General features: G+C 31.6%; 16 protein-coding genes and 1 pseudogene. 3 read left to right on the top strand and 14 right to left on the bottom strand.

Annotated features, from left to right (window positions below):
• Positions 1-266: 266 nt before the first annotated feature.
• A complete protein-coding gene (locus H6W53_RS18595) occupies positions 267-596 on the top strand; it encodes a hypothetical protein (protein WP_098972258.1) in 330 nt (109 codons plus the stop codon).
• Between the two features lie 208 nt (positions 597-804).
• Here the strand turns inward: H6W53_RS18595 and H6W53_RS18590 are convergent, their stop codons facing one another.
• The 12 genes from H6W53_RS18590 to H6W53_RS18535 all read right to left on the bottom strand — a co-directional run bounded on the left by H6W53_RS18590 (position 805) and on the right by H6W53_RS18535 (position 9,774).
• Positions 805-999, bottom strand: a complete 195-nt coding sequence (locus tag H6W53_RS18590; RefSeq protein WP_098972260.1) for a hypothetical protein — start codon at positions 997-999, stop codon at positions 805-807.
• Positions 999-1,349, bottom strand: a complete 351-nt coding sequence (locus H6W53_RS18585; RefSeq protein WP_098972261.1) for a hypothetical protein — start codon at positions 1,347-1,349, stop codon at positions 999-1,001. Before H6W53_RS18585 ends, H6W53_RS18590 begins: the two co-directional genes overlap by 1 nt.
• Positions 1,346-2,113 carry a DUF2314 domain-containing protein gene (locus H6W53_RS18580; RefSeq protein WP_098972263.1) on the bottom strand — a complete coding sequence of 256 codons (768 nt, stop codon included), beginning with the start codon at positions 2,111-2,113 and terminating at the stop codon, positions 1,346-1,348. The genes H6W53_RS18585 and H6W53_RS18580 overlap by 4 nt, the downstream gene beginning before the upstream one ends.
• A complete protein-coding gene (locus H6W53_RS18575; RefSeq protein WP_098972265.1) occupies positions 2,110-3,090 on the bottom strand; it encodes a hypothetical protein in 981 nt (326 codons plus the stop codon). Before H6W53_RS18575 ends, H6W53_RS18580 begins: the two co-directional genes overlap by 4 nt.
• A complete protein-coding gene (locus H6W53_RS18570) occupies positions 3,087-3,695 on the bottom strand; it encodes a hypothetical protein (RefSeq protein ID WP_098972266.1) in 609 nt (202 codons plus the stop codon). Before H6W53_RS18570 ends, H6W53_RS18575 begins: the two co-directional genes overlap by 4 nt.
• Before the next feature lie 22 nt (positions 3,696-3,717).
• Complete coding sequence (locus tag H6W53_RS18565) at positions 3,718-4,344, bottom strand: DUF4240 domain-containing protein (RefSeq protein ID WP_098972268.1); 627 nt, start codon at positions 4,342-4,344, stop codon at positions 3,718-3,720.
• A gap of 77 nt (positions 4,345-4,421) precedes the next feature.
• Positions 4,422-5,003: a hypothetical protein gene (locus H6W53_RS18560; protein ID WP_098972270.1), complete on the bottom strand. Its 582-nt coding sequence runs from the start codon at positions 5,001-5,003 to the stop codon at positions 4,422-4,424.
• Between the two features lie 151 nt (positions 5,004-5,154).
• The gene (locus H6W53_RS18555; protein ID WP_098972272.1) at positions 5,155-5,580 is read right to left on the bottom strand and encodes a DUF4844 domain-containing protein; all 426 of its coding nucleotides are present in this window, start codon (positions 5,578-5,580) and stop codon (positions 5,155-5,157) included.
• Positions 5,581-5,592: 12 nt separating this feature from the next.
• Complete coding sequence (locus H6W53_RS18550) at positions 5,593-6,057, bottom strand: hypothetical protein (protein WP_098972274.1); 465 nt, start codon at positions 6,055-6,057, stop codon at positions 5,593-5,595.
• A gap of 6 nt (positions 6,058-6,063) precedes the next feature.
• Entirely contained in the window at positions 6,064-7,296 is a 1,233-nt protein-coding gene (locus tag H6W53_RS18545) for a hypothetical protein (RefSeq protein WP_098972275.1), read from the bottom strand.
• Between the two features lie 8 nt (positions 7,297-7,304).
• Positions 7,305-8,399 carry a hypothetical protein gene (locus tag H6W53_RS18540; RefSeq protein WP_185208941.1) on the bottom strand — a complete coding sequence of 365 codons (1,095 nt, stop codon included), beginning with the start codon at positions 8,397-8,399 and terminating at the stop codon, positions 7,305-7,307.
• Between the two features lie 13 nt (positions 8,400-8,412).
• The gene (locus H6W53_RS18535; RefSeq protein ID WP_138143213.1) at positions 8,413-9,774 is read right to left on the bottom strand and encodes a hypothetical protein; all 1,362 of its coding nucleotides are present in this window, start codon (positions 9,772-9,774) and stop codon (positions 8,413-8,415) included.
• Between the two features lie 1,214 nt (positions 9,775-10,988).
• Here H6W53_RS18535 and H6W53_RS18530 point away from each other — a divergent pair.
• Both H6W53_RS18530 and H6W53_RS18525 read left to right on the top strand, forming a co-directional pair.
• Positions 10,989-11,540 carry a DUF6932 family protein gene (locus H6W53_RS18530; RefSeq protein WP_185208939.1) on the top strand — a complete coding sequence of 184 codons (552 nt, stop codon included), beginning with the start codon at positions 10,989-10,991 and terminating at the stop codon, positions 11,538-11,540.
• Entirely contained in the window at positions 11,540-12,460 is a 921-nt protein-coding gene (locus H6W53_RS18525; RefSeq protein WP_185208937.1) for a hypothetical protein, read from the top strand. Before H6W53_RS18530 ends, H6W53_RS18525 begins: the two co-directional genes overlap by 1 nt.
• 28 nt (positions 12,461-12,488) lie before the next feature.
• Here H6W53_RS18525 and H6W53_RS21735 read toward each other — a convergent pair.
• Positions 12,489-12,608: pseudogene (locus tag H6W53_RS21735) on the bottom strand (hypothetical protein); the annotation flags it as partial.
• 114 nt (positions 12,609-12,722) lie between these two features.
• Entirely contained in the window at positions 12,723-13,220 is a 498-nt protein-coding gene (locus H6W53_RS18515) for a thermonuclease family protein (RefSeq protein WP_185208933.1), read from the bottom strand.
• Positions 13,221-13,482 lie beyond the last annotated feature (262 nt).

The raw sequence follows: 13,482 nt of genomic DNA, 5'->3' as shown, positions 1-13,482 counted from the left end.
CTCTACCTACCGTATCAGAGGTACTGGCATACCCTTTACCACGAATAAGAGAGCCCACGCTTAGAACGTGAGCAATCTGCTTATTGTCTTGTGGTAAAATGAAAAGTGCCAGTTTTCTGATACAAGATTCTAAGCGAATAGCTTCTAATATTTTTTGAAGTTTCGCAAAATTACAATTAAGTAACTTCTTTCACAAAGATAAGAAAAAATATTTTGGTATACAAAACTATACCAAAATATTTTTCATTATGTGCTTAATTGCATTTATGATTAAAGAAAGTGAAAAAATTATAATTATAAAAACTGCAATTACTTTGCGTAAAATGCTAAGTAACAATAAGAGTTCCTCAGCGAAATCGAATGGTAGTGTGGACATAGTCAATAGTTATGATAAAATAGCTGCAAACTCTAATTCAGAACTGACCAAAGCTACAGTAAATGGTGCTTTTAGCGGAAAGAAAAGGTCAACGATGGCAACTATTGTTCTTATTATTGAGTCAATGGGTTATAAAATGATTGATTTTGCTGAAATTTATGATAAGCTTTCGGAAAGAGATGTTAGTAAATTCAGAGAAGAAATGCTTAAAAAAAGTTAGTAAATTCCATAATTACATTTCAACCATTTTGCTATTTGTTAATAGACTGCAAGCATTTTATGGGAATAATGATAAAAGAATTAGAGAGCAAATTGCTCTCTAATTCTTCTAAAATATAAAATTGTACAATCTATTAAAATTGACCAGTGTTCAGTTGATTTTGGATGAATATAAATCGCCTTTTTCAATACCCTTTCTTAAAGGTCAGCTAAATCTTGCTGATAATACTGCATGTATCGCCATCGTAAAAAATCCACTCTTGGCCGTTATCATCGGTAAAATGAATTTCTTTATTATCAGGATAATAAAGCCCTACGAATCTTTCTCCTATTCGTATTGTAGAGCCTTGTTCTAATTCATGTTCAATTTTTAGAACTTCAAAAATAACATGATACTCAGTCATTATACATTTAATAATTTCTCATCGAACCATACATCTTCATAGCCTTTATTATCTATCAGAAATCGATTTCCTGCTGGAAGTCCTAAATATGAAATAACAAAAGAAGCATTTTCCAATAAATGATATGCGTGTGAAGGCTGAAAAAAATCAAATGCTTCTGAGTATTCTCCTGACCAAATATACCAACCATTTAATGTTTCTGTTCGAGGATGTCTTAATCCATTTATTTGAATATTGGGATTAAAATTTCTGCCCAATGCAATTAGCGTATCTAATTCAACCAAATCTGATATTTGAGAATATTTCATGCAAATTTTTAGTTGTTTTTCTAAATAGTCTTTATTCATCATTCAAAAAGATTTAATACTTTCCAATCTCCGTTTTTAGATCGCCATACCCATAATTTATTGAATGTAAAATTTCCGTTTTGATAGATAACTTTTTCTTCAATTAATCGCTGATTCTGTTTTTCTTCTACAAGAGCAAAACACCTTTCTATATTTTCGAAATTTGGAAATTCGTTTGATTGAAAAGTTTCGACTAAAGATGATTTTAATACTTCTGATATTTTACTTTTTGTCTCTTCGGTAATAATTGCGCCTCTTTCCTCCAGTAAATTTTCAGCTTCCATTTCAAAATCTTTACAAGAAATGACACCTTTTAAATCGTTATCTGAGTAATAATTTTCAATTTTAATTATAGCACCTTCGGGTGTAGTCAAATCCGGCTTGAAAAAATCATTACCAGCATCAATTTTTACTCCAAAATCAATATCAAAGTTTAGTTTTGCTTCATCATCAAGAGTATCTCTATAATGCCGTATAGTATAGCCACCGATTAACCTTCCATTCTCAATAATCATCCAATCAATAACATCATTTATCAGGATTTTTTGAGAATTACCGTTTTCTGCTAAGTTGCCTAAATAATAATTTTCTTCAATTTTTACATTTTCTAACCATACATAGACATTTTCAGAGTTTTTAAACTTTACAGACTTATATCCTGAAAACTCATTATTTATCAAATGGTTAAAATACCAAAGTGTATTTTTAGCTTTATATAAATGGTATGTATACTCTTTTGTTTCTTTTATTTTTCCACTATTTTTCATTCCAAAATGTCTTTTATCCACTGTGCGGATTTTAAAAATCGTTTTGCTGTATCGTCACACCATTGCACTCCATAATCAAATGCATAGATTTTACAGTTTTCATTTTTTAAAACGGTATGTACAATTTGTAAAAGCATTTTGTTATCAATAATTGCAGATAGTTCTTGAAATTTATTATTCCAACTGGAATTAGGATTAGCACCTCTGGCAGTATCTAAAAAATTAATTAACTGAATTTTTATCTTAAAGTCATTCCAATTATCTTTTAAAAAATCCAAATTCAAAATATCATTAATAATCTTATAGCAACCTTGTTTATTTTCTACTTGAAAGTTCTTCAGATAGGAAATTAATTCGGAATCTGTTTCTGATACTGATTTTAAAATCTTTTTAAAACAGATAATATCATGATGATAGGTTTTCTGATATATAATGTGTAATATATTTTTCAAAGTTTCAAACTTAACTTTGGTAGTAGCCTGTTTGAAAATACCACGAACATTTTCTATTTTTAGTATATCTTCTAAAAAGTTGCTATTGGGAGAAACAAAATAATTATCCCGGAGATAAATGGTAACATTGAAAAAATCTTCTGGTGAATAAACTAATTTCTTATCATTAACAAGTTTGGGTATCAAATTCTCTCTAAGTAAAAATCCCAACCTTGCAACATAAAGTGATCTTAAAAAAGCACCGTTGAATTCATTATTGTAATTCAATAATTTTGGAAGAATATATTTATAACTTTTCCTTTCGATTTCTGATGAAATAAGCTCGTTAAATTTGGCTTCTAATTCTTTTTCAGTTATTAATTGCTCTTCATGGTTGCTCGTTGCTTCTTCATGCTTCAATAGTAATAAGTCAAACCAAAATTGTATATTAATAAAATCAGTTTCTGAAATATTTAGCTCTTTGGCTAAAATTTTTGATTTTGCCAGTTCATCATTTTTAAAAGTCAAATATGGATTATTGGTCATAGTTTTTTTGCATTTTTTGGGACTTTACCTTCTAAAAATTCTTTTCTCTGTATTTCATCGCCTAAATCCATTGTAAAATTCGTCCATCCTCCAAAAAAGTTTTTAAGTGCCATATTCCATTCTCCTGTGACATAGTCTGAGAATTGCCAAAGAATATGATAACCATTCTCATTTGAAAATCCTTCATTATCTGCCTGAAAAATCCCGCCAACTTTACTCCAAATAACAGATTTGATAGTTTCAACAATAGAAAAATTTTCTTCTTTCATTGATGCATTAAGAAGCTGAAAAGCATAAATAACTTTTACTTTGTCTAAATATTTGTAGAGCCATTTAGAGGCAGAAACTGGCTTATATTCTAAAATCTCGTCTCTAAATTCTTCAATCTCTTCTTTGCCAACCCCTTCATTAGTTGTATTACGCTCAATTTGCATTAGATAATCGTCATTCAAATTCGACACATCAATAACAGTCCAATTATCAGGAGTCTCATTTTTATAAATACTAAATTTAGCGGATAAGCCATGATCATTCAATAGACTAATAATTTCATCAAGATGAATTTTATGGTCTGATGTACCTAATATTCTTATGTAATATGGCATACTTTATACTCAAGTAATATTTTTAATTCCAAAAGTGTTCAAATAATTGAGGACAAAGTTTTTTCATACTTTCAGGGTTTTCTTCTTTCCAATCAAATTCAAACTGAGGATAATTTCCTTCGGTTGTTTTAAAATTTTCATAGTCAATAAAATCATATAAGCTTTTCCCTGTCTTTTTATTAAATGCTTCTAATGCAACATACCAAAAACTTTCAAAGTCAAACATTTCATCCTCACCATTTTCTTTTTGACTTATAAGGGTGTTTGGATTTTCTTTCGCTTTATAATAGACATCTTTTCCTCTTGAAATAACCCAATTTCTAAAATATTCAAATCCATCATCCGAACATCCACCATTCATAATATATCCTGCACACCACATTTTTGAATTATAAGTGTCATACAGCAATTTGTCTGTTCTTAAACGAAAGCCAATAATTTCTTTAAGCGTTAATTTCTGAATTTCCTTTATTAAAAAAGCCTCTTGATTTTTTTGATTATTGGTATTTTTTAATGAATTATCAATTATATTCCAAAAAATATTTTCATCTAACATTTCAGCAGTTTTTTCAATATTGCTAAAATTTGGTTGACTGGATATTTTTTTGTCTAATTGTGATTTTCCAAAAAGTTTTCCGAATAGTCCCATAGAATTATTATTTTCAGTATTTGAACAACTTAAAAGTATTATTGAAATTGTAGCTAATAATAGTTTTTTTGCATTTTTTAATTAAATTTTCTCATTGGCGGTGGAGGTAATCGTTTTTGTGGCAGATAATTATCTATTTCATTTTGCTTTAGAATATCATTTTTTATTGCTTCAAAATCAATTTTAAACCCTGATGTTATTGCTATTTCGTCTTGTTTGTATATTTTTTCAGTCAGCAAATCCATAATTTCACTAAATTCAGGACTCATAAAAGGCTGAATAAAACACAGTCTTTCATCCTTATTTTTAACTTTGAAATTAATGTAATTTCTGCTTCCTGCATAGTAACTGTTATTTTCTAACTGCTTTTTGTCTACGAAATTTTGCAATTTGCTGGAAGATAATTTATTTACTTTTTCAATCTCTTCTTTAGTGAGTTGGTATTTATAAAAAACGGTATCATGATATCTCTTCAAACATACTTTTAGTATTCCGTTTTTATCTAACGTTGAATATGAAGATATTGAGACAGTACTGTTTTCAATATCATAAACAACAAGTTTAAAATTAGATAATTTGTTCTTTTGAGGATTTATTGCAACACTTAATATAAATAAAATGCTCAGGATTAAAGCACCAATAAATAATAATTTCTTCATTTTAATAAATTTATTCTGTGTTTGAATGATTTTAGAGTTTTAGTTTCCACTTCTCCACTCATGTAATACCATTTGAGCAGTAAAGGATTTATATAATTATTTTAAGATGATTTTGCTGCACCAGATTTCATTCCTTTTGTGTTAAATGATTTTAGAAACGTTTTCCATAGAGCCATTCATTAAGAATACCACCTGAACTTTTTAATCCTATTACATCCATTATTCTTTCAAAAAATCCACAGATATATTCTCTGTCTTCAGTATCTAAATTAAAAGAATCAAATTTTGAAATATTTTTTCTCATTAAATCCTGATATTGGTTATTGTTATATCCATTTTTAGCTCCTTTTTTAAATTCGTCAATGACTTCATCTAATTTTTTGGATAGAGCTTCTCTTTGTTGCTCATTTGCAAGACCCGGATATAACCCCTCTTGTTTAAACTTTGGTGCTTTTCTTAACTGTTCAAGTTTTTCAATTATCATTCCTGAGTTTTCATTTTTATTGCAGGAATAAATTATTGAGGAAAGAAGCAGAATTAAAATAACTTTTAAAGGAAAGTTTTTTCTAAGTATCATTGCCAAATTGTTTTATATAAATTCATTTTTTTTAAAGAAAATTTCGATATCGGATTTGAATTTTTCAGCATCAAAATCCTTGATTTTCTTTGAGAACTTGTCTAAGTGATTAAACGAATCTAATATCTTTAATATTAAAATCTTTTTACTATTTTCATCAGATGCCTCTACAAATTCATCATATAGATCATAGTCGAATTTAATATCATAACTAAAAGTTTTTATAATTTCCATAGGAAGCCCTGTAATGCGGTTTTTAGAAGCCTTATAAGCTGTATATTTAGGCTTTCTTTCTTTATACCATTCTTCATATCCGGGCTTTGTTTTAACTCCAACAAAACCGATAAGAAATGTTTCGATATCGGAGCCATAATTTTTGTCCTTTAGATAATTTTCTAAATCATTTGATACTTGTTGAATAATATCGCTTTTCTTTCCTGATCTTGTGTCTACTTCTTGTGTTATTGCAAATTTCATAATATTTTATCTGAAAATTTTATTACCCGGAGGTAGTGTACCATTTTGAAAGAAATAATTATAAATTTTAGTTTTTTCCATCATTTTAATTTGTCTTTGAGTTCCACTAAACTCATTTCGTTGTATAAGTCGTGCTTGATTTAATTCTCCTTGGGTATATCTACCTGTTGATGTAGTTTCCCCATATTTCCAGACATCTCCTTTATTCAAAAACGTAGAGCCTGTTGGAGTGGAAAAGCCAGAAGAATAAATAGGATATTGTCCAGATGCAGATGCACGTAATGAGTATTGCCATCCAGTAGGGCCATCCGGCTTTTCTTCTATTTTAGACATTTCATAATCCATTTTCTGGATTAATGCCCCTGTTGCGTAGATAGATAATATCCCTGCCGCAACAACATCCGCAGGAACATCTTCAGGACCACCTCCTACTGTAATTGCTCCTGCTGCCGCTGTAAGCCCTTGCTTCATTGTTTTTCCGGAATTATCTACTGCATAATCAGCATAGTCCACACCTCCTAAAAGCTGTGTTCCATTCTTCAAAACAAAGCCGTGATCTCCTAACTGATAATGGTTTCCGTCTGAAGCTGTATATGAACTTCCAGCCCCTCCCGGAGCAATATGCTGAGCACCTTTTCCATAAGCCTTTTCTGCTTCTGCTTGATTGGTAACACGACTGTCATAAAAAATTGCATTAGCCGTTCTTACCCAGTCTTTAGCTTCTCTCCCATCCGGATCAACAAACCGCGTGGGATTGTTAAAGGCAAAGTTGTAAGGTGTCCAGTTTGAAAACTCCTCACTCAAAGGATCTGGCGAAAACCAACGTCCTGCGGTATCGAGATAAGGCTGAGCATCCGGATCACTCAAATCTATTTCCCTGAACTCAACAATATCTCTTGTTTTTCTGTTGAAGCGTACAGAGCCAATATTGATGATACTGTCAATATCGTGAACCTCTAAATATTTTCCTTTGCTTAACGTAGCTATTTTAGGATAGAAACCATACTTTCTAAAAGGGTTAGCCAGTTCAATATTTTTTCTTCTTCTTTCGGCTTCCTGTGGAGAAAGTGAATCTCTGGACTTCAGAACTTCGCTCATATAAGGGCGTGATCTTTCTTCTCTTGTCAGCTTTACAGGATTAATATAAGGCTTTTCTGGCTTTTGAGTAGTCTTGCTTTTTACCTGAGCATGGGAAAATCCTATCAGCAGGAAAAAGATAAAGTAAAATAATTTTTTCATGATTGTGATTATTTGCTAAAGTTATTTAATAATTTTTTATTCTCATATTTATTTCTCTCTGTTTTTAGAGATACAAGCCATTCCAGATACATTTCTTCAGGCATCTGCCTGTAACCGATATCGTAGATATGACCATTTTCCTTTTTCATGAGTTCCATGAGTTCTTTTGCTTTCGGGTCTTTCAGGGCTATTTTAATGTTTTCCGGTACATCTTTGCTCAGGTTCAGTTTAAACATAATACTTTCAAACTGTTTTTTGTGGGTTTCAGCCCTTAAAATAAGAGCCTTTGCAAAATTGGGATAGACTTCTACTGACCTGTTTAAAAGTTTTAAAACAAATTCACCATCGTTCCCGGGATAACTTCTGTTATATGCCTGAGCGAGATCAAAAAGACATAAGGCAAGGCTTTCCTTGTTATTAAGAGCTTTCATAAACACCCCATTTTTAATGGCATCCAAATGAATATACCCAGAGGCCATTAGCCAACCGTCTTCCGGAAAAATACCACTCGTAAGCTCAGTATTAAACCAACCGACAGATTTAATATTATGTTTTATATAGACATGATTAGGAGCTAATGCAAGGTTGGCATCTGCACCTAATTCCTCCGCTAATATTTTGTACAGATAAGGCATAGAATTACAATTGCCTTTTTTGGTGGCCAGTAATTTAGATACAAACAGGTTAGGAAGGTCATTATGCCCAAAAACATCGGTAAAATCATATTCAAAGGGCTTATACTGAATAACAGAATCTTTTACAGCAACTGGAATAGTCCTGCACATGATAGAATAGACCGCAGAATATTTGCTTACCTTTTCCTTATCTGCTTCTTTATATTCCAGATCTCTATCTTTTAAAATACTCTGTGCAAAGTTCTTTAAAAATCTGATCTCCTTATTGAGTGCCGTAGTATCGAGTTTACCCTGATAATAGGCTTCTTCCACACTGAAAACAGCATCTTTAAAGCTGTATTTTTGCCTGCTTTCGAGCATATTGTCAATGGTCTGGTAGGCATCATTATAAAACTGGTTGTTTTGAGCTTTGGCTGTTCCGGAACAGAGCAACCAAATAAATATTGTGAATGGTAATAAATTTTTCATAGATATTAATTCATTATGTTTTAAGATAAAATAGTCTTCGTCTTTCTTCCTCTTCTTTCTTTTTCTTCTCTTCAATCCGTCTTTTTTCTTCCTGTGCTTTTTTCAGTTCCTCTTGTTTTTTTCTCTGCTTTTCAGCATTCATCTGCTTTATTCTTTCCGCAATTTCCTCGCTCTGTTGCCTATTGGCTTCCCTACCCATATTGCCGAGCCATTCCGAATAGGCAGAGCTTGACATGAATTTGAATCCTAAATTATCAATCCTGTCAAACTGTGCTTTAGTTTCCTGAAGTAATTCAACTGCTTTAGGAAAATAGCGGATGTTTTGCAGTTCTTCCGGATTTTCTGCGTTTTTAATTCCTAAATTATCGGTAACGTGCTTAAATCTTGCCTGTTGGTACATAGATTTGAGCAAATTGGCGTACATATTATTTGGGGAGTATTCCAAAGATTTATCCAATGTTTTACCTACAAATTCATCCATTCCATATTTATGAATGTAGCCGTTCGCCAGATCAGCATAAAATTGTGACATGAGTTCTTTTTTACTCAGACTGTTCATGTATAAGTTATTCTGCAAGGCTTCCGAGCCGATATATCCGGACTCCAAAATCATGGAATTAGTTGTGAAAATTCCGTTCGTCAGCTCGATGTTCTGCCACTGATCCTCACTATCTAAAAATTTAATATAGGTGTGGTTCGGAGCAGTAGCGAGAGAAGCCTGTGCGCCCATTTGCTCAGCGATCATCAGATACAACAAGGGCATTGAATGACATTGCCCCTTTCCTGTTTTCATGAGCTTTGTAGTAAACATTTTAGTCCAGTCTTTCGCCCCGAAATAATCGTCAAAATCATATTTGTAATTTTTTGAAAAGTGCTTAAACAGGGCAATGTTTTTCATGGTGTTGTCTTCAGTATCGAGCTTGTCAGTTCTCATTTTCTGAAGTACCTGTTTTGCTGTTTGTTGTATTCCGGCTTTAAACTGCTTAAAATTTTGTTTACCACCATAAAAAGCATTCTCTACGATAAAATTAGCTTCAGTTGTTGAATAGTTTTCAGAATCAAGAGCTGAAAGTTTATCAAAGGCATCATAATAGGCATTTGTTCCTGCCTTTCCTGAAAGGGAAGGCAGATTATATCCGGAATCTTCCAACGCCTTTACCCTGCTGTAAAATACAGCTCTTTCGGCTTCTGCCTGTTCCTGTTCAAACCGCCTGATATCTTCCTGCGCCCTTTTTACATCCTGTTGATATGCTTGGGGAGTTCTTATATTATTATTGTAGTTCTGGGGAACTACGGGAGTTGTACTGTTCCTTTTGGGATTTATAAAGCTCTGGTCAGAATAATTCTGAAATGTAGAGGGATTGGGATTTTCCATAGTTGGTAACTTAGGAATCTGAGCGAATCCTAAGGAGCTTAAACAGAGGAAAAAGGATTTTAAATAAAAATTTTTCATTGTATATTGTGATAACTGCAAAAATAAGTCTTTTTAAAATCACCCAATAGTGATCACTCAATATTCTACTTTACAAAACTAAATCAGATTAACGTCAAAACTTGACGTAAAATCTTTTATTTTCATTATTTGTAATTCTAAGAAAATTAGAAGAAATACATATAGGTATTTACACTCTTTTTCTTCCCGTATTTTTACGGATATTTTTCTTAACAATAAAAAGAGCGTGAATTGACATCACCCTCCGTTCAGGCTACTGGAATAGCCTACTAAAGAAATGAGCAAAACACGCCCCGAGAGGGCGCATCTTACAGTCATAATTCTTTAGTGATAATATTTCCAGTATTTGAACGAAGAAAATGAACTGCTTAACGCAATATTTTTATATGTATTTTCAGGCTACTCTTATAATTTTCTAATTTTAGATTTAAAACAAATATATTAAGAAAAGGTGGATCAAAAAAAATAAATGTAATTTCTAATAATATCTCTTTAAAATTGTTTAACTTAGAAGATGTGTAATAACATAGAAAAAATAGTATTTGATGCACTGTTTTAAGTAGACTTTATATATAAATGAATCGGAACTAATTCCAAAGAGACATTTAACAATTCTCATTGGGAAAACTAGGCAAACCACAGATAACAATAAAACCCTTTTGTAATTTTCGATTTTTTCACGATACTTACCATATTAGTGCTTGAAGATATTTCAAATCTTCCATAAAACTTTAATATATATGCATTAAAATACGAATGAAGTTACTATCTTTGATTTGTAAAATGAATCAAAAACCTACATTTTCAAAGTGAGTAATTCGGTGAGTAGCCTGAGACTCAGCTTTAAAAGATGTTGATAAATAAAGAGGTTTAAAGAGACGGTTCGAATCCCTCCAACTCCACCGTAATGAAAGGTTATGACACCTTTTAACAACTAAAACCCCTTTATATCAATGATATAGAGGGGTTTTTAATGATCCTTTTTGTTACATAATATCTCATTAGATATTATGTTGGTGGTAACACTGGTGGTAACAAGAATAAATCTTATATTATGTCATAAATATTTTCCTCATTATTATCCATTTTATGTATTATATGTATATTTGATAAAACAAATAACCTTTAAATTAGTTATGCCGATTCCTGATTTTGATCACAATCACGTCATACCACCACACTTAGGAGATCCGTCAAATAGAAGTGATGTTTCTCCTTTTGAGTGTACAACATTTGAATTATGTCAAAAATTTAGTACATCAAAAGAAAGAATTGAGATTTTACAAAAATTTTTGGATTTTCGAAAAAGGACTGTTAATAGTGGTATAAAAGTGGGTTTCCAATGGTTAGATGGAAGTTTTTTAGAGAATATTGAAGAATCTGAGGGTAGGAATCCGAATGACTTAGATGTTGTCACCTTTTATGGTGGACTAACAATGAATGATCAATTTATGGCAAAGACGTTTTTTCCAGAATTCTTCAGCCCTAAAATGGCAAGAGAGAAATTCTTAGTAGATCATTATGCCATTGACTTTAATTTTGATCCCGACGTTACTATAGACCAAACAAGATATTGGTTACAGCTATTCACTCACAAGAGGAATGGAATTTGGAAGGGAATGTTGAAAATTCCTTTAAACACCCTGAAGGATGATGAAAATGCATTAAACTACCTAAAGTCACTCTGATGAGTTTACACAATAGAATTCAATATTTAAATACGCAACTAATAGATTTAAATCGACTGTTAGAAAAAGTTGGTGATCATCCATTAATGGCAGAAGGACTTAAAGAAAGAATTGAGATGATAGAGGATGAACTTAAATCGATTCCATTAGAATCATTTGAACCATCTCTTCAACTTCTCTTTAGTGGTGATGCTGTTTTAGGTTCAAAAGGTATAAAATCAACTTTTTTAAGTAAGATAATGCCTCCACTCGAAGCTTTAGTAAAAACCCAATTAGCATTTAACAAATATGGAAAAGTTGGAAGGCGTGGGAGAGCAAGAAAAAGTTCTAATGCCGAATTATTCCTAACTGCCCTACCAAAAGGATCTTTCGGGATTGAACTATCACGATTAGATTTTGATGAGGAAGACTTGTATGATATAGTTGACACTTCTGATGCAATGAAAGATGTTATTACCCTGATTGCAAATACTACCGAGAGTGACCAATTATTTGAGAGTACAATCGAAACAACTCCAAAAAGAAACCTAAATAATCTTAAAAGGTTTTTACAGGAGGTTTCAAATGAAAGATCTATCTTAAAGATGGATAGTGGTAATGTACATATTGAATTATCAAAGGAAAAAATAGATAAGGCAGCTAGTAGAGTATCATTTGCACTTAAAGAGGACAATGAAATTTTTATTACCGGTACTTTTCGTGGAGTGCTATTAGATTCTAATAGATTCGATATTCTTGATGATGAGGGGCAACAAATTTCAGGATCAATAAGTCATGATCTTGATGAAGAACAATTGATCGAATATGATAAGAAATTTTTGAACAAATATTGTAGAATTCATTTACGAGTTTATAAGACAAAATTTAAAACATTGAATGAACGTACAGATTATGAATTGTTAGAAATTGTGGAGATTTAAAAACACAAGAAACTTGTATCGTTAAACCTTAATGTCTTTTGTTATATTTGGGATAATTAAGATGAGCCTCACGGTATTTACATAGTGTTCTTCTTGAAATTGGATATCCACTAGCATTTAAAATCTCGCATAGCAAGGTATCGGTATATCGATATTTTGGATCTTAATTAATTATTAAATCAAGCATTATACTCGAAATTTCGAATGCTGAATTACCGTCTACACCACCGGAATGAAACAGTGATTTTAAATTTTTCAAATATTAAAGAGCTTTACTTTTATTGCCCGCCACCTTCTTACTCCTGCTCTTTCGGTATTCCCAAGGCGAAACCGCATTCTTATCCATCCACAAACCAAGCTTTTTTGCTTTGGCGGTATCCTGTAACTTTTGCAGATCAATATTCTTAGAGGCTTTAAAATACCACCATCCGAAACCTGCCTTTATGATTTCTTCGGAAAGATATTTGTTATGATCATAAAAAATTTTGGCAACAGTTCTTTTGTATCGGTCTTTTGCCGTTCTGTAAAATGTAACTTTTTTGCCAAATACAGCATCACTGGTAAATTGTTTGGAATTTTTACCAAAAGCCTGACCTTTTTCAGGGCAATCGACTTCCGCAAGCCTTAAAGTTTCCTCGGTATTGTCGGATAATAACACAACTAACGTATCGCCGTCTTTTATCCTAATTACTTTACCTTCCGTCTGTGAAAAAATAAATATTGAGAATAAAAGAAACTGGATAAAAAGGATTTTTCTCATGAAAACAAAGAATATATAAAATAAAAAGAAGCTGCAAAAGTATAAATAATAAAGCTCTGATATAAAAAATACCATTTAAAATGCTTAATCAGACGGATTCTGTATTCAGGATAAAAAATGATGAATGATAAAGTTAAATAAGACAATGAAACGTTAAAATATAAACCCCTGAAAACTAAAACACTAAACCCACAATTTACAAAATACTCTCATGCAAACCACAAAAAAGACTAAAAAAATGTTTTATCGTAAAGAATTTTAT

It is taken from the genome of Chryseobacterium sp. C3 (assembly GCF_014218905.1).
GTDB classification, from domain to species: domain Bacteria; phylum Bacteroidota; class Bacteroidia; order Flavobacteriales; family Weeksellaceae; genus Chryseobacterium; species Chryseobacterium mucoviscidosis.
Note: the sequence above shows the minus strand (reverse complement) of the source record. Positions and strands in the feature narration are given on the sequence as shown.

Bases quoted from the DNA above. Each gene is read 5' to 3' on its own strand.
- H6W53_RS18595 (WP_098972258.1), top strand. From the start codon at position 267: ATGATTAAAGAAAGTGAAAAAATTATAATTATAAAAACTGCAATTACT.
- H6W53_RS18590 (WP_098972260.1), bottom strand. From the start codon at position 999: ATGACTGAGTATCATGTTATTTTTGAAGTTCTAAAAATTGAACATGAA.
- H6W53_RS18585 (WP_098972261.1), bottom strand. From the start codon at position 1,349: ATGATGAATAAAGACTATTTAGAAAAACAACTAAAAATTTGCATGAAA.
- H6W53_RS18580 (WP_098972263.1), bottom strand. From the start codon at position 2,113: ATGAAAAATAGTGGAAAAATAAAAGAAACAAAAGAGTATACATACCAT.
- H6W53_RS18575 (WP_098972265.1), bottom strand. From the start codon at position 3,090: ATGACCAATAATCCATATTTGACTTTTAAAAATGATGAACTGGCAAAA.
- H6W53_RS18570 (WP_098972266.1), bottom strand. From the start codon at position 3,695: ATGCCATATTACATAAGAATATTAGGTACATCAGACCATAAAATTCAT.
- H6W53_RS18565 (WP_098972268.1), bottom strand. From the start codon at position 4,344: ATGGGACTATTCGGAAAACTTTTTGGAAAATCACAATTAGACAAAAAA.
- H6W53_RS18560 (WP_098972270.1), bottom strand. From the start codon at position 5,003: ATGAAGAAATTATTATTTATTGGTGCTTTAATCCTGAGCATTTTATTT.
- H6W53_RS18555 (WP_098972272.1), bottom strand. From the start codon at position 5,580: ATGATACTTAGAAAAAACTTTCCTTTAAAAGTTATTTTAATTCTGCTT.
- H6W53_RS18550 (WP_098972274.1), bottom strand. From the start codon at position 6,057: ATGAAATTTGCAATAACACAAGAAGTAGACACAAGATCAGGAAAGAAA.
- H6W53_RS18545 (WP_098972275.1), bottom strand. From the start codon at position 7,296: ATGAAAAAATTATTTTACTTTATCTTTTTCCTGCTGATAGGATTTTCC.
- H6W53_RS18540 (WP_185208941.1), bottom strand. From the start codon at position 8,399: ATGAAAAATTTATTACCATTCACAATATTTATTTGGTTGCTCTGTTCC.
- H6W53_RS18535 (WP_138143213.1), bottom strand. From the start codon at position 9,774: ATGGAAAATCCCAATCCCTCTACATTTCAGAATTATTCTGACCAGAGC.
- H6W53_RS18530 (WP_185208939.1), top strand. From the start codon at position 10,989: ATGCCGATTCCTGATTTTGATCACAATCACGTCATACCACCACACTTA.
- H6W53_RS18525 (WP_185208937.1), top strand. From the start codon at position 11,540: ATGAGTTTACACAATAGAATTCAATATTTAAATACGCAACTAATAGAT.
- H6W53_RS18515 (WP_185208933.1), bottom strand. From the start codon at position 13,220: ATGAGAAAAATCCTTTTTATCCAGTTTCTTTTATTCTCAATATTTATT.